Source organism: Leucobacter japonicus (assembly GCF_001273855.1).
GTDB lineage: Bacteria > Actinomycetota > Actinomycetes > Actinomycetales > Microbacteriaceae > Leucobacter > Leucobacter japonicus.
In genome coordinates this window covers 498309-521289 of record NZ_JHBX01000142.1, presented here as the reverse complement: position 1 = coordinate 521289, position 22981 = coordinate 498309, and the positions used below count along the sequence as shown (strand labels likewise).

General features: G+C 66.2%; 19 protein-coding genes. 3 read left to right on the top strand and 16 right to left on the bottom strand.

Features of this window, described 5'->3' with window-relative positions; all coding sequences use genetic code 11:
- Positions 1-53 precede the first annotated feature (53 nt).
- Together nusB and efp are read right to left on the bottom strand one after the other, a co-directional pair.
- A complete protein-coding gene (gene nusB / locus AMS67_RS16535) occupies positions 54-470 on the bottom strand; it encodes a transcription antitermination factor NusB (protein ID WP_053388296.1) in 417 nt (138 codons plus the stop codon).
- A 6-nt stretch (positions 471-476) separates the two neighbouring features.
- Positions 477-1040 carry an elongation factor P gene (gene efp, locus AMS67_RS16530; RefSeq protein WP_053353158.1) on the bottom strand — a complete coding sequence of 188 codons (564 nt, stop codon included), beginning with the start codon at positions 1038-1040 and terminating at the stop codon, positions 477-479.
- A 130-nt stretch (positions 1041-1170) separates the two neighbouring features.
- On the opposite strand from efp, the gene AMS67_RS16525 reads away from it, so the two are divergent.
- Entirely contained in the window at positions 1171-1749 is a 579-nt protein-coding gene (locus tag AMS67_RS16525) for a thioesterase family protein (RefSeq protein ID WP_053388295.1), read from the top strand.
- Here AMS67_RS16525 and AMS67_RS16520 read toward each other — a convergent pair.
- Positions 1746-2723: a hypothetical protein gene (locus tag AMS67_RS16520; RefSeq protein WP_241488124.1), complete on the bottom strand. Its 978-nt coding sequence runs from the start codon at positions 2721-2723 to the stop codon at positions 1746-1748. The two genes, AMS67_RS16525 and AMS67_RS16520, sit on opposite strands and share 4 nt — an antisense overlap.
- Positions 2724-2787: 64 nt before the next feature.
- Complete coding sequence (locus AMS67_RS16515; protein ID WP_053388294.1) at positions 2788-4803, bottom strand: vWA domain-containing protein; 2016 nt, start codon at positions 4801-4803, stop codon at positions 2788-2790.
- A 54-nt stretch (positions 4804-4857) separates the two neighbouring features.
- Here AMS67_RS16515 and AMS67_RS16510 point away from each other — a divergent pair, with 54 nt between their 5' ends.
- Entirely contained in the window at positions 4858-6369 is a 1512-nt protein-coding gene (locus tag AMS67_RS16510) for an AAA family ATPase (protein WP_053388370.1), read from the top strand.
- Positions 6370-6395: 26 nt separating this feature from the next.
- Here the strand turns inward: AMS67_RS16510 and aroB are convergent, their stop codons facing one another.
- The 10 genes from aroB to AMS67_RS16460 form a co-directional block, all read right to left on the bottom strand.
- Positions 6396-7496, bottom strand: a complete 1101-nt coding sequence (gene aroB, locus AMS67_RS16505) for a 3-dehydroquinate synthase (RefSeq protein WP_053388293.1) — start codon at positions 7494-7496, stop codon at positions 6396-6398.
- Entirely contained in the window at positions 7493-8287 is a 795-nt protein-coding gene (locus AMS67_RS16500; RefSeq protein ID WP_053388292.1) for a shikimate kinase, read from the bottom strand. The genes aroB and AMS67_RS16500 overlap by 4 nt, the downstream gene beginning before the upstream one ends.
- A 13-nt stretch (positions 8288-8300) precedes the next feature.
- Positions 8301-9497 carry a chorismate synthase gene (aroC, locus tag AMS67_RS16495; RefSeq protein ID WP_053388291.1) on the bottom strand — a complete coding sequence of 399 codons (1197 nt, stop codon included), beginning with the start codon at positions 9495-9497 and terminating at the stop codon, positions 8301-8303.
- A 72-nt stretch (positions 9498-9569) separates the two neighbouring features.
- Entirely contained in the window at positions 9570-10415 is an 846-nt protein-coding gene (locus AMS67_RS16490; RefSeq protein ID WP_053388369.1) for a shikimate dehydrogenase, read from the bottom strand.
- A 1-nt stretch (position 10416) separates the two neighbouring features.
- A complete protein-coding gene (mltG, locus tag AMS67_RS16485; RefSeq protein WP_053388290.1) occupies positions 10417-11526 on the bottom strand; it encodes an endolytic transglycosylase MltG in 1110 nt (369 codons plus the stop codon).
- Positions 11523-12080 (bottom strand): Holliday junction resolvase RuvX, encoded by a 558-nt coding sequence (gene ruvX / locus AMS67_RS16480; RefSeq protein WP_082305589.1) that lies wholly within the window; start codon positions 12078-12080, stop codon positions 11523-11525. The genes mltG and ruvX overlap by 4 nt, the downstream gene beginning before the upstream one ends.
- Positions 12081-12094: 14 nt before the next feature.
- Entirely contained in the window at positions 12095-14749 is a 2655-nt protein-coding gene (alaS, locus tag AMS67_RS16475; protein ID WP_053388289.1) for an alanine--tRNA ligase, read from the bottom strand.
- Between the two features lie 61 nt (positions 14750-14810).
- Entirely contained in the window at positions 14811-15032 is a 222-nt protein-coding gene (locus AMS67_RS16470; protein WP_053353167.1) for a hypothetical protein, read from the bottom strand.
- Positions 15033-15210: 178 nt separating this feature from the next.
- The gene (rpsD, locus tag AMS67_RS16465; protein WP_053388288.1) at positions 15211-15840 is read right to left on the bottom strand and encodes a 30S ribosomal protein S4; all 630 of its coding nucleotides are present in this window, start codon (positions 15838-15840) and stop codon (positions 15211-15213) included.
- 249 nt (positions 15841-16089) lie between these two features.
- Positions 16090-17385 (bottom strand): replication-associated recombination protein A, encoded by a 1296-nt coding sequence (locus tag AMS67_RS16460; protein WP_053388368.1) that lies wholly within the window; start codon positions 17383-17385, stop codon positions 16090-16092.
- A gap of 188 nt (positions 17386-17573) precedes the next feature.
- Between AMS67_RS16460 and AMS67_RS16455 the strand changes: the two genes are divergently transcribed.
- Positions 17574-18812 (top strand): DUF349 domain-containing protein, encoded by a 1239-nt coding sequence (locus AMS67_RS16455; protein WP_370726598.1) that lies wholly within the window; start codon positions 17574-17576, stop codon positions 18810-18812.
- A 727-nt stretch (positions 18813-19539) separates the two neighbouring features.
- Here the strand turns inward: AMS67_RS16455 and AMS67_RS16450 are convergent.
- Positions 19540-21786: a RelA/SpoT family protein gene (locus AMS67_RS16450; RefSeq protein ID WP_053388287.1), complete on the bottom strand. Its 2247-nt coding sequence runs from the start codon at positions 21784-21786 to the stop codon at positions 19540-19542.
- Positions 21787-21929: 143 nt separating this feature from the next.
- Positions 21930-22979 carry a protein translocase subunit SecF gene (secF, locus tag AMS67_RS16445; protein ID WP_053388286.1) on the bottom strand — a complete coding sequence of 350 codons (1050 nt, stop codon included), beginning with the start codon at positions 22977-22979 and terminating at the stop codon, positions 21930-21932.
- Between the last annotated feature and the right edge of the window lie 2 nt (positions 22980-22981).

Genomic DNA, 22981 nt, shown 5'->3' with positions numbered 1-22981 from the left:
GACGAAGCCCCACCTCCGGGCATGCCGGCAGGTGGGGCTTCAGAGCAGAGGCGTCAGGCGCCGGCGTGATCCGCGATCTTGCCGAGCACCCCGTTGACGAACCGGCCGGAGTCATCGGTGGAGTATTCTTTCGCGAGTTCCACGGCCTCGTCGATCGCGACGGCGGCGGGCACCTCATCGTTGTGGATGATTTCCCACGCCGCGAGACGCAGCAGCGCGCGATCGATATGAGGCATACGCTCCAGGGTCCACCCCTGCGCGTAGCTCACGATGAGCTCGTCGATCTCGTCTCGGTGGTCGGAGACCCCGTCGACGATCTCGCGGGCGTACAACCAGGACGCAGCTCGATCGGGTTCACCCGCGGCGCGCTGCGCCTCGGCGTTCACGATCGCTGCCATGGACTCGCCGCGCAAGTCGGCCTGGTAGAGCATGTCGAGCGCGCGCTTGCGCGCCTTAGTACGTGCAGACATTCAGGATTAGTCGTTGACGCGACCGAGGTAGTCACCCGTGCGGGTGTCGACCTTGACCTTCGTGCCGGTCTCGAGGAACAGCGGCACCTGGATCTCCGCACCGGTCTCGACGGTTGCGGGCTTCGTGCCGCCGGTCGAGCGATCGCCCTGCAGGCCGGGCTCGGTGTAGGTCACCTCGAGCACCACCGACGCCGGGAGCTCGATGTAGAGGGGCTCGCCCTCGTGCAGCGCGATCTGCACCTGAAGGTTCTCGAGCATGAACTTCGCGGCGTCGCCGACGACGGTGTTCGACACGGTGAGCTGATCGTAATCGCTCTGATCCATGAACACGAAGTCCTGGCCATCCTGGTACAGGTACTGGAAGTCGCGGCGATCCACATTCGCGGTTTCGATCTTTGCACCCGCGTTGTAGGTCTTGTCGATGATCTTGCCCGACACGACATTCTTCTGCTTGGTGCGCACGAAGGCGCCGCCCTTGCCCGGCTTCACGTGCTGGAACTCCACCACGCTCCACAACTGGCCGTTGTCCTTGATGACGGTACCGTTCTTGATGTCATTCGAGCTGGCCATGCAGTGTTTCTCCGGATTCTGTAAAGTTCAAGCGCCCAAATACGCGCCGAACCAGCATACACGGCACCCACTTTGGACGCTCTCTACAATGTAGAGGCTGCGACGTGCACGATTCTTCTAAGCTCGCAGCATGCACATGATCATTCGAACGCTCTGGCATCAGTGGTTCGTCGGCCGGCGCGGCCAGAAACTCGGATTCGACGGGGTCTCGCGATCCCGATTCCGCGTATGGCCCACCGATCTCGACATCCTCCGCCACATGAACAACGGCAAGTACCTGTCGATCATGGATGTCGCACGATTCGACCTCATCCAGCGCAACGGCGTATGGGAGCTGTTCGCGCGCGAGGGCTGGTACCCGGTCGTCGTCGGCCAGACCATCTCGTACCGCAAATCTTTGAACCCGTGGATGCGGTTCTGGATCGAATCCCGCATCCTGGGGTTCGACGACCAGGCGGTGTACATGGAGCAGCGATTCGTGCGCCCCGACGCGCAGCGACGACCCGACATCTATGCCCGCGCAGTGGTGCGCGCGCGCATCCTCCGGCGGTCGGGCGGCGTCGTGCCGGTCGACGAGATTCTCGCAAAGAGTGGCGCCGACCCCGCCCAGCTCGTCGTGCCCGACGACGTGCTCGAGTGGGGACGCACGACGCGACTCCCGTCGACCCGAACGGACGCGATCAGCGATTGGACCGACTCGCGGCGCTAACCCAGTGGGGTGCGCGCTCCGAGGTGGGGGCCCTGATTCCCGATCTCCCGGCAGGTGATGCGGATCGCCCGCTCGCTGGCATCGTAGACGTGCCTGGCCGCGAGACGCCCCTCGGAAAGCGGCCCCGCAAGCCAAGTGAAGCTTGCACTGTCGACGGGCGGTTCGCCAGCGGCCGCACGCATCAGCTGCAGCATGAGCATTTCGGGGAGGGTCGCGTGCGGCCCGTGGTCGAACCCGAGTCCGAGTACCGGTGGGCGGGCTCCCGACGGCACGGCTCTGAGTGTCCAGACGGCATCCGCGCCCGGCACCGCGGGCGAACCCTCCGGAGCCGCGTTGAGCAACGGGAACTCCCGCTCGGCTTCGGGCCCGAGCACGAGTGGTGCACCCTCCGCGGATTCGGCGTACGCCTGACCCGCACCCGACTCAGCGGCACGCGTGAACCCGGCAATCCAGCGATCGCGGCCGAGACCGTGCGGGGCGGGCACTGCGAGGTACTCCCCCGTTGCAGCGCCACCCTCGCGCCCCGCGCCACGAGTGCCACGACCCGCGCGCGCCTCGTCGTCATGCGGCAGCACCCGCGCGATCTCCGCAAGATCGACCCCTGCGGCGGCAAACGCCTCGGGCTCGGGCAACGATACGCCGAGCCAGCCAGCGGCAGTGCGCGCCGCAGCGAACGAGCGCTCGGCGAACGCGGTCGCTGCAGCACCCGCCACGTCGGCGAATGCCGCGTGCGGTAGCAGTTGTGACGCCGCTCGATCGAGCTCGGTATCCGCCGCCGCAGCCGCAACCGCCGCCGCGTCTCGCGTGCCGTGCACGGCGAGCGCGGAATCGAGTTGGGTCGCGAGCTCCGGGAAGAGCAGTCTCGCGAGCGGCACTCCGGCCCCTCCATCAGCACCTTCCACCGGCAGCGCCGTTGCGTCACTAGCGACAGCCATTGCTCCATCGATGCCGACCGCATCATGCTTCGCGCGCACGTCTTGCTCCTCTCACCGTCGCCACGATACCTCGGAGCGCAGCCTCGTGTCGCACACGTGCGCCTCAGCCCCGAACCCGCGACGACGCGACTTCGTCGACGACGAGTGCGCGCAAGGCGTCGGGAAGCGCCCGCACGTCGTCGATACGTCGCGCGTCGGGAGCGTAGCGCACCACCGTGTCGCCGGCGCCGAGTCCGATCGCGTGCACCCGAATGCCCGCTCGACGGAGACGTTTTGCCGCGTGCTCGGCGGCGAGCGGATCGTTGGATCCGCCGTCGGTGACCAGAATCACCACGCGCCGCCGCTCAAGCGGTTCGGTGGTGAGCTGACCCGAATCGACTTCGAGCCCGAGCGCCGTGGCAGCAGCGCGCAGTGCCGCGCCATCGTTGGTCGAACCGCGCGGCTCGCGCAGCGCAGCGTGCACGGCGATGCGGGCCGCATCACTCATGCCCGCAGAAAGCGGTTTGACCACCTCGACCGTCGAGTCGAACACGATCAGGGCCACCCGGATGTCGAGGTCCAGCGGCAGTCCGCCCACGCGTTCGGCGTCAGCGACGTCGCGAGCGACACCCGCGAGGCCCTCGCACATGATGAGCATGGCGTCCGAAGCGAGGGAGGCCGCGGCGCCCTGCATCGAGGCTGAGCGGTCGATGATCAGCACGTAGTCGGTGCTGCCAGTGCGACGCGTGCGCCGCATGCGCACGGTGTGATCTCGGAAGGCGCGCGGTTGCGGCGCACCGGCCCGGGCCTCGGCAACGGCACTCGCGAGGGCCTCGATGGCGAGCTCGGACCCCGTGGACCGTGGCCGCGAGCTGGGGTGTCGACGCGGCACCAACCTGTCGGCGATCACCTCCGCCCAGACCGACCGCATGCGCTCGATCTCTGCTGAGAGCGCTTCGGCCCGCGTGCGATAGGCATCGAGCGAGACTCGCGCGGCGCCACCCCCGGATCCGGCACCGGAGTTCTCACGGCGCTGCGTCGGTGAGGGGTCCGGCTCCGCGTCGCGCGCGCGATCTGACGGTACCGGCAAGCGGCTGTCGAGGTGGCCCCCGCCGGGCATCGGCGTATCGAGCATCCGCTCGACGAATCCGGCGTGCTCGGCAGCGAACAGGTCTGCCCCCTCCGCCCGCTCACGCCCCTCGCCCGCACGTGCGCGATCGTCTGTTGCGTTCGGATCCGCACCGGGGTCAGGCGTGGACTCGGCATCATCGGCCGACTGCGCACTCGCATCTGAGTCGCCGCTCCCGGGAGCCGTCAGCCCCAGGTCGGCGGGCACGTCATCGGGATGCTCCGACCCGCGAGCGTCGGCGTCCGAGTTCGCCCCATCGGCGTCCAAGCCGCGCTCACGCGCGTCAAGCACCAGCAGACGTTCGTAGCCCGGAAGCAGAAGTGCGATCGCGCGCAGGTACCGCTGCAGTGCGGATCGACGCCGATCGGTGTTGAGAACCCGACGCACGCCGAATACTCCAGTACTGACGTCCGCCTCGGCGTTCACCGCCTGCCATTCCACGCGCACCTCACGGTCGAACCCCGAGATCCTGTCCGCATCCGATACATCGACTGCCGCAGCAAGCACCAGAACGACCCACTGCAGATGACGCGGAAGTGCCGACACATCGGTCGGCAGGCTCCGCGCCAGTGCTGCGCCCAGCGCGGACCGCAGCCCCGGCATCACACCAATGAGCTCGGCAACGGCTTGCGCGCGGTGCACCGCGTCAAAGAGCGGAATCGCATTCGGACGAAGCCGCGCGAGCGACGCCCGCCGTCGAGATCGAGGCACTTCAACGCGTTCAGCTCGGGGACCTTCCCAGAGATGCAGCAGTGCGAGCGCGACGGTCTCCCGCACCCCGTGCCCCCGCGCGGCGTACCAGCCGAGACCGACGGAGAGCCCATCGTCGGTGCGCTCCCAGTGATCGCCGTCGCTGACATCGAGGGTGATGCCGATGATCGCACGTACGGCCTCCAACTGGGCTCGGGCTTGAGCCCGCGCCTCGGCGTCGGCGCCGGGAACCGCTTCGGCTGCGCACTCGGCACGCGCCGCCGCAGGGGCTGCCGCAGGCGTACCGTCCGGGTCGATCATGTCGCCACCCTATCGCCGGGCTCCGACATTCGCGCCCGTGGTAGCGTGACGCTCATGTCGCCGTTCGTCTCCGATCCCGTCGTGCTCGAGGCAGCGGGGCTTCGCGCCGAACGCCGTCGCATTCTGCGCGCGCTCGCCTCCATCGACACCGGCGCGCACCTCGCAGACGCCGACTCGCAACGCGTCGACCTCGAGCACGACCTCGCCGCCGCGGAGGGCGACCTGGCGGCGCTGCTGCAGCACCCCGATCACGGTGCTCGGATCGACCGCGCGCTCGACGAACGGGCGGCGACGCTTCGACTGGCCGCCCGCGTGCGCGTCGATGTCCGCCACAGCGAACGCCTGGACGCCGACGCCGACGCCATCCTCGCGAGCGCCTCGCACGCGGCGCATCCCGGCAGCACCCGTGAGATCACGCGCGGTGAGTCGGTTCGCATCGCCTCCCTCCGCAGCGCCGCGCGAGACCTGCGCGAGGGCCGTCGCACGCACGTTTCGCGCCGAGACACTGTGGACGTGTCGGGCGATTGGCGATCCGGCATCACCACCGAGCAGCGACGCGACGCGGTCCTCGATGCACTCGGCGCCGTGCGCATCCGCGAGGCGCGCGGCCAACTACGGGACGGCCTGCTGCGCACCTCCCAGATGCGCAGCATCATCTCGGAGGCGCTCCCCGGGCTGCGGCTCGGTGATCCGGTGCTGCTCATTGGTGAGACCGGCGGCGCGAAAACCGCGCTCGCCGAATACCTCTCCCGCCACGGACTCGACCGCGAGCCCGAGCTCGTGTCGGGCTACGGCGACATCACGAGCGCGCAGGTCATCGGCACGCATGAACTCCGAGCGGAGGGCGGTGCCACCGTCACCGTATTTACGCCCGGGCCCCTGGTGCGCGCCATGGCAGAGGGCCGGCCGGTCATCCTCGACGAGGTCAACGCCATGCCCGCCGAGTTCTTGAAGCGCCTCAATCGCATCCTGCAGCTGCGCCCCGGCGACCACCTCGACGTGCAAGAGGACGCGGGCCGGCGCGTCGAGATCGCTCCGGGCTTCGCCATTATCGCGACCGCGAACGAGCAGACCCCGCACCGCTATCGCGGCCTCGATCGGCTGAGCGCAGAGCTCGTCAACCGATTCGGCGCCCACGCCTACCGCGTGCACTACCCCGACTCGGGCAACGACTACGCCGACTTCCCTGCGGAGAATGCCCTGCTCGCGGTCGCGTCGGTGGCAGACAAGCACGGCCGACTCCCCAGCCACGTACCTGTCGACGCGCTGACCCGCGTCGCCCGCGCCGCGTTCATCAGTCAGCAGGTGTTCGCCGGAGCTCACGGCACCGGGTTCTCCGAATACGTCAGCTCCGAGCGCAGCATCGACGGTCGGCCCGGTCTCGAGGAGACGGTGCTGGCGCCCCGAACGCTGGTCGCGATCCTGCGCAAGGTGGCCGGCAGCGCCGGAGCGACTTCCCTCGAGCGTGCCCTCACCCGCTTCGTCGAGGGCACCATGCACCGCGAAGACCGGCGCGTGCTCGCACTGATCCTCGAGGGGCAGGGATTCCGCCTCGGCGGCCTGTGAGCCGAAGCTGCCGGATCGCCTTCGCGCTAGTTCGCGATCTCCTGATACGCGAACTGCAGCATCGACTCGTCCACACCGGCGAGCACCCGCGGCTTGCCGATCTCGTCAAGCACGATGAATCGCAGCATGCCCGCACGCGCCTTCTTGTCGCGCTGCATCGCGGCGAGCAGCCCAGGCCAGCGGCCAGCGGGATACGCGAGCGGCAGCGTGAGCGACGACAGGATGCGCCGGTGCCGGTCGACGGCCTCGTCTGACAGCGCACCCGCCATCCGTCCGAGTTCGGCAGCGTAGATCATGCCGATCGAAATCGCGACGCCGTGCCGCCATTGGTAACGCTCGGCGTGCTCGATCGCGTGGCCGAGCGTGTGCCCGTAATTGAGGATCTCTCGGAGCCCGCCCTCCTTGAAATCTTCGGAGACGACCCGGGCCTTGACACCAATCGACAGCTCGACGACGCGCTGGAACTCGGGAGTCGACGGGTCGGTCGCCCGGTCGACGTCGCGCTCGAGGATGTCGAGAATCTCGGGTTCGGCGATGAACCCGCACTTCGCGATCTCGGCGAAACCGGCCAGGATCTCGTTGCGCGGCAGCGTGTCGAGCAGCTCCAAGTCGCAGATGACCGCGGCGGGCGCGTAAAAGCTGCCGACGAGGTTCTTTCCCTCAGTGGTGTTGATGCCGGTCTTGCCGCCGACGGACGCATCGACCATGCCGAGCACGGTCGTGGGAATCTGCACCAGACGCACGCCGCGCAACCAGGTCGCCGCAACGAACCCGGCGAGGTCGGTCACCGCTCCACCACCGAGACCGATCACGGCATCGGTACGCGTGAAATCAGACTGCCCCAGGATCTGCCAGCAGAATGCAGCCACTTCGACGCGCTTCGCCGATTCGGCATCGGGCACTTCCGCGAGCAGCACCTGGGTATAGCGCCCCTGGAGCGACTCACGGAGGTCATTGGCAATCTTGCCCACGGTCGGCGTGTGGACGATCAAGACCTTCGCCACGCGGTCACCGAGCGCCTCAGGCACGCGCTCAAGCAGCCCACGACCCACGGTCACCGTGTACGACGTCTCCCCTGTGACCTGGATCTCAGTCACCTGCGTGTCGCTCTGCGCGGCCTCGGTCATTCGTGTTCCTCCGTGGATACTGATCGGTCGGTGCGTTGCGGGCGCTGGCTTCGGCCGTGGCCGCGAGCCCACTGCGCGACGCGGCGCACCAGTTGTTCCTGCGTCGCACGGTCGGTGCGGTAGGTGACATCGGCCACCTCTTCATAGAGCGGGCGCCGCTCCTTCAGAATGCGCCCCCACGCTTCCGGGTCGTCGCGCAACAGGGGTCGACGCGACAGATTTGCCGTGCGCAGCACGGCTTCCTGCGTCGTCATCAGCAACACGACCGGGTGCGAGTTCAGCAGTTCTCGGGTTCGCTCCGACAGCACCGCACCGCCGCCGAGGGCGACAATTCGGCAGCCTTCAGCAGCGAGCTCCTCCGCGATGACCTCGGCTTCAATGCGCCGAAACTCGGGTTCGCCGTGTGCCGCGAAGAACTCGGTGATCACGCCGTGCCGACGCACGAACACGGCGTCGGTGTCGACGAAAGGCACACCCAGCTCACGAGCGACGCGCTTGCCGAGGCTGGTCTTGCCTGCAGCCATCGGACCGACGAACACGATCGCGCGATCCGGGAGTCGTGCCCCCGGCTTCCGTCGCCGGCGTCGTCGATTGCGTGAGCGCGCGGGCGACGCTCCGGCGGCGGCACTCTCGGCCTTCGCCCGATCAGACCGTTGTACTCCGCGGTCTGTCTCGGCAGCCGCTGCCGCCTCGGCTGCCGTGATGATCTGCAACGGGCTCGTCGGAGGCGATGGCTTCGGGCGATGCGCCGGTGGCCCGGCATCGCGCGCGACGCGCCGATGCGCACTCATCGCGCTTGACCGCTCACGACTCGATGACGGTCGCCAACCGCTCCGGGATTGCCGCAACGTACGCCTCGAGATTGCGACGCGTCTCGGCGACGCTGTCGCCGCCGAACTTCTCGGTCACCGCATCGGCGAGCACAAGCGCCGTCATCGCCTCGGCGACGACACCCGCAGCAGGCACCGCCGACACGTCGCTGCGCTGGTGGTGAGCCTTCGACGCTTCACCGGTGGCGACATCGACCGTCGGAAGCGCGTGGGGCACCGTCGCGATGGGCTTCATGCCAGCGCGCACGCGAAGCACCTGCCCAGTGGTCATGCCGCCCTCGATGCCTCCGGCGCGCGTGGTTTCGCGCGCGATGCGTCCGCCCTCGATATGCAATTCGTCGTGCGCGACCGACCCGCGACGGCGCGTGGTCTCGAAGCCGTCACCGACCTCGACGGCCTTGATCGCTTGGATGCCCATGAGGGCGCCGGCCAGACGCGAATCCAGACGACGATCCCAGTGCACGTATGATCCGAGCCCCGGCGGCAACCCGTAGGCGAGCACCTCGACGATGCCACCGAGCGTGTCGCCCGACTTTTTCGTGTCGTCCACCTCGGCGACCATGCGAGCGCTCGTCTCCGCGTCGAAGCACCGCAGCGGATCAGCGTCGAGCGCGGCGACATCGTCGGGGCGCGGCAGCGGCGCATCTGCGGGCACGGCGACCTCGCCCATCGAGAGTGTGTGGCTCACAAGGCGGATGCCGAGCTCCGCGAGAAATGCGCGGGCGACGGCACCGAGCGCGACGCGGGCGGCGGTCTCGCGCGCGCTCGCGCGCTCAAGCACCGGGCGCGCTTCATCGAAGCCGTACTTCTGCATTCCCGCGAGGTCGGCGTGCCCCGGTCGGGGGCGCGTCAATGGAGCACCGCGGCCGCGGGACTTCTCGGAGAGCTCGGTCGCCTCCGCGGACATCACCTCGGTCCACTTCGGCCACTCCGTGTTGCCGATGCGAATCGCGACGGGGCCGCCGATCGAGACGCCCTGCACGACTCCGCCCGAGACATTGAGTTCGTCTTGCTCGAACTTCATGCGCGAGCCGCGGCCATAGCCCAGCTTGCGACGAGCGAGATCTTCACGGATCCCGTCAAGCGAAACGGGCACGCCCGCAGGCAGCCCTTCAAGGACGGCGATCAGTTCGGGGCCGTGAGATTCTCCGGCGGTCAGCCAACGCAGCATACCCGCTATCCTCCCACATCACGGCGGTACGAACCGACTCCGCAACGCAAGACGGCTCCGCCCGCTGCGACGCTAGACTGCGGCGCGCATCGCCCGAAGCACCTCGGCTTCATCGTCGAGCGGGCGATCCGGATCGCCATTCAGGAACAGGCGCACCTGCACGAGGGCCTGTTCCACCAGCATCTCCGTGCCGGCCACGGCGGTGCCGCCTGCGGCCCGCCAGAGCGCGGCCAGCGGCGACGGCCAGGGATCGTAGGCCACGTCGAAGAGGGGGACGGCGAGCAGCGATTCAGGAACATCGATCGTCGCTGCTGCCTGCCCGGGAAGCGCGGAGACAACCAAGGTCGGCGAAGCCTGAAGCGCATCCTCCTGCGCTTCGACGATGAAAGCGGCTCCCCCGGCTCCCGTCGCGTCTCTCGAGAAGCGCGAGACGAGATCGGCCACCGCTGAGCGATTGCGCGCGCGCACCGTCACGTGCTCCGCTCCCAGACGACGCAACGCGAGGATCGCTGACACTGCCGTTGCGCCAGATCCGAGCACAGTCGTGCTCCGCACGTCGAGGTCCGCACCAGTGATCGCCGCAGCCAACCCCGCGACATCAGTATTGGCGCCATACCAACCGAGTTCGCGTCGCACCAGCGTGTTCACGACACCACTCTCGCGCGCGACCTCGTCGAGCTCGAACGCGATTCGGTGGGCTTCGACTTTCAGCGGCATCGTGACCGAGAAACCGAGCCACTCGGGGCCGCGCTCGGCGAGAAACGCTTCGAGGTCGCGTTCACTGCACTCGATCGCACGATATGCCCAGTCGAGGCCGAGCACGCGATACGCGGCCTCGTGGATGCGCGGCGAGCGCGAGTGGGCGATCGGAGAGCCCAGCACCGCCAGTTGCGCGAGGCTCTCCAACGATGTCGTCATCTCAGTCGCACCGCGTGCCGCCGGCGTCGCGGTGCGCCGTGCACCACTCGCCGAGTTTCGCCACGGCGGCATCGTGCTCCTCGTTGGTCGTGGAGAACACTGTCTCACCGGTCTCGAGGTTGATCGGCACGAAGAACAACCAGGTGCCATCTGCCGGGTGGATCGCGGCATCGATGGCGACGTCACCGGGCAGACCGATCGGTCCCACGGGCAGGCCGGGGTTCGCATACGTGTTGTAAAGGTTCGATGCGTTCGCGCGCTCTTCCTCGGTGGTCCACACGGTGTGCGTATTCCCCGTACCGTAGGCGACCGTCGCATCCGACTGCAACAGCATGCCCTGATCGATGCGGTTCAAGAACACCCGCGCAATCTTCGGGAAGTCGTCGAGATTCGCGCCGGCCTCGCGCTGCACCACCGACGCGAGCGTGAGCACGCGCCACTCGTCGCCCTCGGGGACGCCGTGCTCGGCAAGCGCCTGCTTCATGCGATCAACCATGGTCTGCACGATCGTTTCGGCCGTGTCGCCGGGCTCGAACGTGTAAGTTGCCGGGAACAAGAACCCCTCGATGGATGGGAACTGCGCCGGAACTCCGAACTTCGTGGGGTCGGCAATTGCTGCCTCGAAATCGGCCATCGGAATGCCGACCACATCGGCGGTCGTCTGCAGCGCGTCCATCGCGGCCATCCCCTCGGGGATCGTGACCGTAAGCTCCATCACATTCGCCGGATCGAGCATGGCGTCGAGGGCCGACTGCGCACTCATCTCGAGCTTCAAGCGGTACGTTCCGACTTGGAACTGCACCTCGTCGTCTTGTTCGAGCAGGAGGTCGTAAAACGCCTCAGGAGTCTTCACGACGCCCGCCTCGGCGAGGGCGTCTGCCACGTCGGAGCCGATCTGCCCCGACGTCACCGTGATCAGCACCTCACCGTGGCCTTCACCCTCATAGTCGTCCGAGGTCCACCCCAGCGCCTTCGAGATGCCGGAGCCATAATGGGACCAGAGATAGGCTCCCGCACCGGCGAGACCGCCGAGCAAAAGAACGGTCACGAGCAACGAGATGATGACACGCCGCCCCGTCTGGCGCCTATCTTCGCGCGTGCGTGCATTCATTCCGTGGCCTCCTCGGTCACTGGTGTGTGCGTTTCAGCGGACGTGTCGCTCACGTCAGCCAGATCTTCTCGAGCCTGTTCGTCCGTCTCGTCGACACCGGGAAGCAGCACCGGATCGCCGGGCGCAGTACCCCGCGCCCGCTCGATATCGAGCGCGTGCTGCAGAATCACCACGGCTGCCGCCTGGTCGATGATGGAACGACTCTGCTTGGTCTTCTTGCCCGCTTGCCGCAGTTGACCATGCGCGGACACCGTCGACAGCCGCTCGTCGACGAGACGCACTGCGATGGCATGCGTTCGCAGGTGAGCCGCCAACCGCCCGGCAAACGCCTCGGCGTCTTCGGTCGAAAGTGTGCGCTCGCCGCGCAGATTCAACGGGAGGCCGACCACGGCTTCAAACGCATCGAGATCGCTCGCGATCGCCGTGATGCGATCCAAGTCGGCCGTGCCCGACGTCTCACGAGGCACCGTCTCGACCGGAGTCGCGAGCATCCCGTGTTGATCGCTTCGAGCAACACCGATGCGGGCCTTCCCCACATCGATGCCGATACGCACGCCGACACGCACCGTCAGCCGACCAGACTCCGGCGGATCTCAGCCAGGGCGGCATCGATCTGCGAGACATCGGTGCCGCCGCCCTGGGCGAGGTCGTCCTTCCCGCCGCCGCCGCCGCCGAGCACCTGAGCACCGACGCGAACAAGCGCCCCGGCCTTCGCGCCGGCGTCACGGCCCGCAGGGGTCGTTGCGGCGATGACCACGGGCTTTCCGGCGGCTTCACCGGCGAGCACGACGACACCTGCTTCGGCGCCAAGCTGCTCGCGCACGCGCAGTGCCAGGCCGCGAATATCGTCTGCCGACCCCACCGATCCCAGGGAGGCGACCACGGCGCGAACACCGCCGAGCTGCTCAGCATTCGCGAGCAGCTGCGGAACGCGCTGACTGAGCTTCTCAGCTTCGAGGGCGGCGATCTTCTTCTCGGCCGCGCGCAACTGCGACCCCAGATCTTGCACCTTCGAGACGAGCTCGGTGCGCGGCACCTTCAACCCGCCGGTGAGCTGCTGCACGATGGCGCGCTCTGCGGCGAAATTCCGGAACGCCTCGATACCGACGAGCGACTCCACACGACGGTTCGTCGAACCGACGGAGCTCTCCGAGATCAGATTGATCATGCCGATCTCCGACGAGCTCGCGACGTGCGTGCCCGCGCAGAGTTCGCGCGACCACGGCCCGCCGATGTCGACGACGCGCACGCGGTCGCCGTACTTCTCACCGAACAGCGCCATTGCGCCGAGCGCCTTCGCATCGTCGAGTGCCATTTCGCGCGTGACGACTTCGAAGTCAGAGCGAATGGCGAGGTTCGAGATCTCCTCGATCTCGCTCTTCGTCTCCGTAGACAGCGCCTCGGAATGCGTGAAGTCGAGACGCAGATACCCCGCCTTGTTGTACGAGCCCGCCTGGTGGGCGCCCTGGCCGAGCACTTCGCGAAGCGCTGCGTGCACGATATGGGTACCGGAGTGGGCCTGCGTGGCGCCGCGTCGGTACTCGGCATCGACACGCGTCTCGGCGCGTGCATCGACGCCGATTGTGCCGATGGTCACCTTGACCGTGTGCACGATGAGGCCGGGCACCGGCTTCTGCACGTCGAGCACCTCGGCTTCGAATCCGTCGCCCACGATGAGCCCCTGATCCGAATCCTGGCCGCCCGACTCGGCGAAGAGCGCGGTCTCTGACAGCACCAATTCGGCAACGTCGCCCTCGCGGGCTTCGCGCACGGGGGCACCATCGACGACGATGCCGAGGACCTTGCCCTCGTGCACGAGCTCGTCATACCCCGTGAAGAGCGTCTCGCCCAGACCGCGCAGCTCCTTGTAGACGGACAGATCGGCGCGCTGCCCCTTCTTCGCCTTCGCATCAGCCTTGGCGCGATCGCGCTGCTCCTGCATGAGTGACGAGAACACCTCTGCGTCGACCGGCACACCGGCTTCTTCGGCGATCTCGAGCGTGAGCTCGATCGGGAAGCCGTGCGTGTCGTGAAGCAGGAAGGCGGTGTCGCCGGGCACGCTTGAGCTCGCACTCTTCGCGGCGTCGACCGCAGTGTCCAAGATCTGGATGCCCGATGCGAGGGTGCGCAGGAAGGTCTTCTCCTCGGCGTATGCGACCCGTGAGATGAAGTCGAAGTCGTTGGCGACTGCCGGGTAGCCCCCGGCCATCGCGTCGCGCGACACCGGGAAGAGCTCGGCAAAGCTGGGTCCTTCGACACCGAGCAGGCGCATCGAGAGCGTGACCCGGCGCAGCAAACGGCGCAAGATGTAGCCGCGTCCCTCATTCGACGGCGTCACTCCATCGGCGATCAGCATGAGCCCGCTGCGCACGTGATCGGCGATGACGCGCAACCGCACATCATCGGTGTGATCCGCGCCGTAAGTCTTGCCGGCGATCTGGGCAGCGCGATCGAGCACCGGGCGCACCTGGTCGATCTCGTACATGTTCTGCACGCCCTGCTTGATGAAGGCGACGCGCTCGAGACCCATGCCCGTATCGATGTTCTTCTTCGGCAGTTCGCCGACGATGTCGAAATCGACCTTCGATCGCACGTTTGTGATCTGGTATTGCATGAACACGAGGTTCCAGATCTCGACGTAGCGGTCGTCATCCGTCGCCGGGCCGCCGTCGATGCCGTACTCGGGGCCCAGATCGAAGAAGATCTCGGAGCAGGGGCCTGCCGGGCCGGGCTGCCCGGTCGACCAGTAGTTGGTGTCCTTGCCGAGCTTCTGAATGCGCTCGTCGGGCAGTGTCGAGTGCTGTTGCCAGAGGGCGAGCGCCTCGTCGTCTTCTTCGTAGACCGTGACCCAGAGGTCCTTGGCGTCGAAGCCCAGGCCGCCATCGGCCTCGCTCGAGGTCAGCAGCTCCCACGCGAAGCGGATTGCATCTTCCTTGAAGTAATCGCCGAAGGAGAAGTTGCCGCACATCTGGAAGAACGTGCCGTGACGCGGGGTCTTTCCCACTTCTTCGATGTCGTTCGTGCGGATGCACTTCTGCACGCTCGTCGCCCGCGGGAAGGGCGCGGGAACGATTCCCGACAGATACGGCACAAAGGGCACCATGCCGGCGACCGTGAACATGAGGCTGGGGTCATCGCTGATGAGCGATGCAGAAGGAACAACCGAGTGCCCCTTCTTCTCGAAGAAGTCGAGCCAGCGACGGTGAATTTCAGCGGTCTGCATCCGGGGTCCTTCTGTGGAAGTCAGTGGTGAAGTACGTGGGGTGGAATGCCGAGGTGCGGGATCAGCCGCGCTCGCGCAGGGCATCGCCCAGTTCCGCTGCGTCAGCCTCAGAGAGCTCCTCGTCGGCCTCGGCTTCATAGCCCGCAGTAAAGGCGCGGCCGAACTCATCCACTCCGCGGTTGACGCGAGCGAAGAAACGACGCCCCTCAGGAGTCTGATTCACGAAGTGCGCACCGACGAATCCCAGCGCGACTCCGGTGACCAGCCAGAACAGCTTGCCCATGTCTCGATCCTCCCAACGGCAGCGGTCGCGCCCATCGGCGCGCGTGCAACGGCACCCGACAAGCTTAGCGGGTGGGCCGTTCGGTCTCGGGTACCCCTCACAGCCGTTGGGGCCCATATACGACGAAGGGGGCGCCGGATCGAATCCGGCGCCCCCTTCGAGTGGAGTGTACTGAGGCTTAGCGGCCCGAGTAGTACTCGACGACGAGCTGCACTTCGCAGGTCACGGGGACCTCAGCGCGCTTCGGGCGACGCACGAGACGCGCCTGGAGCTTGTCGAGCTCGACCTCGAGGTAGCCCGGAACATTCGGGAGCACCTCGGCGTGGCCGCCGGCTGCAGCGACCTGGAACGGCTCGATAGCCTCCGAGCGTGCCTTGACGTGGATGAGCTGCCCCGGCTTCACGCGGAAGGAGGGACGATCAACGATCTTGCCGTCGACCAGGATGTGGCGGTGCACGACGAGCTGGCGCGCCTGCGCCGTGGTGCGTGCGAAGCCTGCGCGGAGCACGAGTGCGTCAAGACGCATCTCGAGCAGCTCGACCAGGTTCTCACCGGTCAGGCCGTCCTGGCGACGGGCTTCCTTGAACGCAATGGTGAGCTGCTTCTCGCGGATGCCGTACTGGGCGCGAAGACGCTGCTTCTCACGCAGACGAACGGCGTAGTCGCTGTCGCTCTTACGCTTGGTGCGGCCGTGCTGGCCGGGGCCGTAGGGGCGCTTCTCGAGGTAGCGCGCAGCCTTGGGGGTCAGCGCGATCCCGAGCGAACGGGAAAGTCGGGTCTGGGAACGGGTACGCGACGTAGTCGACACGTGGGTCCTTTCGGGTTTTCTGTCAATCACAGTGCGTGCTCGCGCACGCACAGGTTCTCTCGGCCAGGCTGTGCCCGCATCAACGAGTGATGCACGCGACACAACGAACCGTTGTTCGGTGAGGGAACGACCAGCGCAGAAACCCGGCTACAGGGCGACTGCCGTTTGCTTCTCACCTGCAGCCTGCAGCGAAAAGCAAAGTTGGCCAAGGAAGATCTTATCACTGATTCGGCGTCTACGCCGAACCGCCTAACTTGGGTCGCCGCTCGAGCCTCGAGTGATCCGACGAATCTTCTCGAGACGATCCGACACTTCCCGCTCGTTCCCGTGTTGAGTCGGGGCGTAGTAGACGCGATCTCGCAACTCGTCGGGAAGGTATTGCTGCGGGGAAACGCCGCGGGGATCGCTGTGGGGATACCGATAGCCCTTTCCGTGCCCCATGCGCTTCGCGCCCGGATAGTGGGCGTCGCGCAGATGTTTGGGCACGAGACCGAAGCGGCCGGCCTTCACATCGGAGATCGCGGCGTCGATGGCGCTGATGACGGCGTTCGACTTCGGCGCCGTCGCGATGTAGATGGTCGCTTCGGCGAGCGGAATGCGCGCTTCGGGAAGCCCGATGAGTTGCGTGGCCTCTGCGGCGGCCACCGCGATCTGGAGCGCCTGCGGATCCGCCATTCCCACGTCTTCCGCGGCGTGCACCATCAGTCGGCGCGCAATGAAACGGGGGTCCTCCCCCGCTTCGATCATGCGCGCGAGATAGTGGATGGCCGCGTCGGGGTCGGAGCCGCGCATCGACTTGATGAACGCGCTGATGACGTCGTAGTGCTGATCGCCGTTCCGGTCGTAGCGCAGGAGTGCACGATCGATCGAGACGGCCACGGTCTCCGCGGTCACCACCGGTCGTTGTTCGCCCTCTGCACTCGCGATCGCGGAGGCACCGGCGGCTTCGAGCCCGGTCAACACGCGGCGGGCATCGCCCGAGGCGAGCTGCACCAGTGCGTCGATCGCTTCGTCATCGACATCGACGGCATCGTTCAGTCCGCGAGGATCATGCACGGCGCGCTCCAGCAGCGTGCGCAGGTCAGCGTCTTCAAGCGGTTCGAGCGTGAGCAGGAGCGACCGTGACAGCAAGGGGCTGATCACCGAGAACGACGGGTTCTCCGTGGTCGCGGCGACGAGCGTCACCCATCCGTTCTCGACGCCGGGCAGCAACGCATCCTGCTGCGCCTTGGTGAAACGATGAATCTCATCGAGAAAGAGAACGGTCGCGATCTGATAAAGGTCTCGGTCGTTCAGCGCCCGCTCCATCACGGTGCGCACATCTTTAATACCCGCTGTGATCGCGGACAGCTCGACGAATCGACGGCCGCTCGAATGCGCGATCGCCTGCGCCAGCGTGGTCTTGCCGGTACCCGGCGGCCCCCAGAGAATCACCGACACCGCCCCGCCGCCGCCTTCGGCGTCTGCGGCCAGCGTGCGCAACGGCGACCCGGGCTTCAGCAGATGCTGCTGCCCGACGACCTCGTCGAGCGATTGCGGGCGCATGCGCACCGCAAGCGGCGCAGTCTGCGCGGGTACGGGTCGGGCTTGCACGCATCCATCGTAACGAGCGCAGGATCACCTCCGTTCGAACTCCTCCCAGCGCTCGGGTTCTCAGCCGCGCACTATGGCATAGTGGGGGTGACTATTCCGTCTGGCCGGAACCCCGGCCCCACACACGACAGGTGAGCAGAATCGTGAGCGAAGCGAGCAACGAGACGTCCTGGGGACGAGTCGATGAGGACCGCACCGTGTACGTGCGCGAAGGCGATGCTGAGCGCGTCGTGGGGTCCTTCCCCGATGGCACCCCTGAGGAGGCGCTCGCCTACTTCACGCGCAAGTTCGCAGACCTCGAAGGTCAGGTGACGCTGCTCGAAGCGCGCATCGCCCGCGGAACCGCCGACGCTTCTGCCGCCGATACCGTCGCGAAGCTCCGCGAGTCGCTCGTTGAACCTGCCGCCGTCGGGGACATTGCCGCGCTGCGTGAACGCGTCGAGAAGCTCGGGACGAAGACCGCTGCGCTCAGCGAGAAGCAGCAGGCAGAACGTGAGGCCGCCCGGCAGGAAGCCGTCGCCCAGCGCGAGGCGATCGCGATCGAAGCCGAACGCCTGGCCGCACAGCCCGAGGCTTCCATTCGCTGGAAAGACACCAGCCAGGCCTTTGAGCAGCTGTTCACTGATTGGCAGACCGCGCAGCGCACGGGCCCTCAGATCCCGAAGGCGCAAGCCGATGCGCTCTGGAAGCGCTTCCGCAGTGCACGCCAAAGCTTCGACGGCGCTCGCCGTGCGCACTTCGCGCAGATGGACGCCACGAACAAGGACGTCAAGCAGCGCAAGGAGCGCATCATCGCCGCTGCGGAGGCACTGGCACCGCGCGGCATCGAGGGCATCCCCGCGTATCGATCGCTGCTCGACGACTGGAAGGCAGCCGGGCGCGCGAGTCGCAAGCTTGACGATCAGCTGTGGGCTCGGTTCAAGGCCGCGGGTGACGTGCTCTACGAGGCGAAGGCTGCCGAAGCCGCGCAGACCAACGAAGAGTACGCAGAAAACCTGACTGCAAAGCAGGCACTGCTCGACGAGGCAGAGCCCATTCTGCAGGTCACCGAGCATGCGGCAGCGCGCAAGCAGCTGACCGCGGTGCAGCTGCGCTGGGACGAGCTCGGACGCGTGCCCCGCGAGGCTCTTCGAGACATCGAGGGTCGTCTCCGCAAGATCGAAGATCACGTCAAGCAGCTCGAAGAAGAGCACTGGCGTAAGACGAACCCCGAGACGAAGGCTCGGAGCGAAGGTCTGCGCGGGCAGCTGGAGTCGTCGATCGCCGACCTGACTGCTGAGCTCGACGCCGCGCGGAGCGCCGGCAACGCCCGCAAGGTCGCCGACGCCGAAGAGAAGCTTGCGGCGCAGCAGTCGTGGCTCGCGGCACTCGGCGACTAACTCTAGGCACGATCTTCGAGCCGTGCGCTCGAGTTCTCCACAATTCCGCCGCACTCACGTTCGGGCGGGTCGGACTCCCATCATGATGGGAGAATGACCCGCTCGAACGCTTTTCCACCGCTTCCCAGCGCACGAATCCCCCGCCGAACGCCTCCGGCACTGGGGCGTTGGCCGGTTGCGGTCATCGCCGCTGAGCGCCTGCGTGGATCACTCGTCTCGTGCGGCCCGGGGTACCGGCCGATCGGCTGGCCTGAGAACCCTCGGATACGGCTCGCCGCGCTTGAAGCGTCCGTATTGCTCGGGCATAGCGATGTACGGCTGATCGCCGTTTCTTCGACCGCTGCGTGGGTATGGGGCGTGGCTCGGGCACCGCGCACCCCGCTCGAGTTCTCTACGCAACGACGACAGCGGTACCCGCACATACCGCCTCCCGGAGTGGTCATCCACGAGTATGCGCTCGACACCTGCGATGCATCGTGGTTCGGTGGTCTCGGCGTCGCAGCACCGATTCGCGTTATCTGCGATCTGCTCCGTACACCCGGCGAGTTCTCACGGTCAGATCGAGTCGCCTGCAGACTGCTGCTCCTCCGTATTGACCGCGCACGACACGCAGTGACCGAGGCTCTGCAGCGGGGCCCACTTCGCCATCGACAAGTCGCGCTGCGCCGTCTGGCCGCTCTGTGAGCTCCCCAGACCAAGCTCAGTGCGCAGGCACTGACCGGTCAATTTAATTCGTGATGCGATAGACGTCGTACACGCCGTCGATGCGCCGAACAGCGTTGAGCACGTGTTCGAGGTGCGTCGCGTTCGCCATCTCAAACACGAAACGACTGATCGCGAGGCGCGCGCTTGACGTGTTCACAGAGGCCGAAAGAATGTTCACGTGGTGCTCTGAGAGTGTGCGAGTGACGTCCGAAAGCAAGCCCGAACGGTCCAGTGCTTCAACCTGAATCTGCACGAGGAAAACGCTCTTCGACGTCGGCGCCCATTCGACGCCCACTACGCGGTCTTCCTGCTCGCGAAGCGCGAGGAAATTATGGCAATCCACACGATGCACCGAGACCCCTTGGCCCTTGGTGACGAATCCGAGGATCTCATCGCCGGGAACCGGGGTGCAGCACTTCGCGAGCTTTGCGAGCACATCGGACGCCCCGGTGACCACGACGCCGCTTGAGTCGGTGCTCTTGGGTGCACGTGGAGCCTCGATGATCGGCAGCGTGGCAAGCGCCGGTTCCGTTGACGTCTGCTCGTCGAAGACCAGAGCAGTGACTTTCTCCACCACAGACTGCGCGGAGACGTGCCCTTCGCCCACGGCGGCGTAGAGAGCGGTGACGTCAAGATATCGCAGTTGCAGGGCGATCTGTTGCAGCGCCGCAGAGTTCATGACACGGTGCAGCGGGAGACCCTGCTTGCGCAGCGCCTTCGTGATCTCGACCTTGCCAGCCTCCGCCGCCTCTTCGCGACGTTCCTTCGTGAACCACTGACGGATCTTATTCTGCGCCCGCTTGCTCTGAACGAAATTGAGCCAGTCTTGGTTGGGCCCGGCATTCGGGTCTTTGGAGGTGAAGACCTCGACCACATCGCCGTTCTGCAGCGCGGTTTCGAGCGGCACAAGGCGCCCGTTGACGCGCGCGCCCATCGTGCGATGGCCAACCTCGGTGTGCACGGCATACGCGAAGTCGACGGTCGTTCCTCCCGCCGGGAGCCCAATCACGCGCCCCTTCGGCGTGAAGACGTAGACCTCTTTCGCTCCGATCTCGTAGCGCAGCGCGTCGAGGAACTCGCTCGGGTCTTCAGTCTCGGCCTGCCAATCCGAAATATGCGCCAACCACGCCATATCGTTTGACGTCTGCGTCTGGCCCGATTGACGCTGCTTGTACTTCCAGTGTGCCGCGACACCGTACTCAGCACGCTGATGCATCTCGACGGTACGAATCTGAATTTCGACTGCTCGGCCGTCGGGCCCGATCACCGTCGTGTGCAGCGACTGGTACAGGTTGAATTTCGGCGTCGCGATGTAGTCCTTGAACCTGCCGGGTATCGGAGTCCACCGCGCGTGCACAGCGCCCAACACCGCGTAGCAATCGCGGATGGAGTTCACCAGCACACGGATTCCCACGAGGTCGTAGATCTCGTCGAAGTCGCGACCTCGCACGATCATCTTCTGATAGATCGAGTAGAGCTCTTTCGGGCGACCGGTGACCTCACCGCGGATCTTCGACTCGCGGAGATCACTTTCAATGGAACTGATCACCACGCCAACGAGTTCATCGCGTTGCGGGTTGCGCTGCGCGACGAGGTTCTGGATCTCGGCGTAGAGCTTGGGCTTCAATACGGCGAATGAGAGATCTTCGAGTTCAGTCTTCATCGACTGAATGCCGAGTCGATGCGCCAGCGGCGCGTAGATCTCGATGGTCTCCTGCGCCTTGCGCTTCGCGGAATCGCTCGACACGAACCCCCAGGTTCGCGCGTTATGCAGTCGATCAGCGAGTTTGATGACGAGCACACGAATGTCTTTCGACATTGCGACGACCATCTTGCGCACAGTCTCGGCCTGTGCAGAGTCGCCGTACTTCACCTTGTCGAGCTTTGTCACGCCATCGACGAGCATCGCGATCTCGTCGCCGAATTCCTGGCTCAACTGGTCGAGCGTGTACTCCGTGTCTTCGACTGTGTCGTGGAGCAGCGCAGCCGCAATGGCCACGGGCGCGATGCCCAAGTCGGCCAAAATCTGGGCGACCGCGATGGGGTGGGTGATGTACGGCTCGCCACTGCGCCGTTTCTGGCCCCGGTGCGCGCGTTCGGCAACCGCGTAGGCTCGTTCGATCACCGACAGGTCGGCGCGCGGGTGGTTGCCTCGCACCGTGCGAATCAACTGATCCACGGCCCCCGGGGCGCTGCCCCGCGAGAAGATTCTGGGCACCAAGCGCCGGAGCGCCGTCGTGCCACTGGTCGTTGCGTCTTGTGTCGCCACGGCTCACCTCCCTGGAATGATTGAACGCTACACCCCGCGCCCAGCGCGGAGCAAAACGAGCGAAGTGTCGCGCGTACCCCGATGGATACACGAAACGCCGAGGGAGACGGCAACCCGTTCCCTCGGCGTTTCGTAGACGCGCATTAGCGTACCGGCTCCTCGAGCCCGCCGTCGCCGGCGTCTGCCACCGCATCCGCGGCGTCGTTGCGCTCGCGCAACCGCAGCACCTTGGCATCGCGCTTCTTGATCGCCGCTTCGCTCTCGCGCAGGTGCGCATATGCCGGAGAGGCGATGAAGATCGTGGAATACGCTCCCACGAAGATACCGATGAAGAGCGCGAGCGAGATGTCGCGCAGTGTTCCCGCGCCAAGCACGAATGCACCGATGAAGAGAATCGAACCGACGGGCAACAGCGCGACGATCGAGGTGTTGATCGAACGCACCAGCGTCTGATTCACGCCCAAGTTGACCGATTCTGCAAACGTGCGTCGATCGTTCAGCTCCCCCGGCGCCGTGTTCTCACGGATCTTATCGAACACCACGACGGTGTCGTACAGCGAGTAGCCCAGAATCGTGAGGAACCCGATCATCGCCGCAGGCGTGATCTCGAACCCGGAGATTCCGTAGATGCCAGCCGTGATCACCAGGTCGTGGAGCAACGCGATTATGGCGGCGAGCGACATCTTCCAGGTGCGGAAGTAAATCGCCATGACCAAGGCCGCGAACAAGATGAACACGATCAGAGCAATGATCGCCTGACGAGTGATGTCTTGCCCCCACGCAGGTCCGATGTAGGAGGTCGTGACCTCATCGACCGGCACATCGTACTTCGTGGCGAGCGCCTCGGCGACGACACGGTTCTCCGCGTCGTCCAACGCCTCAGTCTGCACACGAATGTCGGTGGGGCCCAGCTGAGACACACGAGGCGCACTCGATGGCAACGCCTCTTTGACCGCCGCTTCGGCGATCGCCGGGTCACGGTCCTGGCCGTCGGCGAGGTGCACCTGGAACTGGCTGCCACCGGTGAATTCGATACCGAAAGCGAACCCGCCGCGCAGCATAGGACCCGCGATCGAGATCACGATCAGGATCACGGAGATCAGGTACCACGTCTTGCGTCGACCGACGAAGTTGATGGACTTCTCACCGGTATAGAGCGCGTTGCCGAACTCGGCGAATGAGCGACGAGCCATGA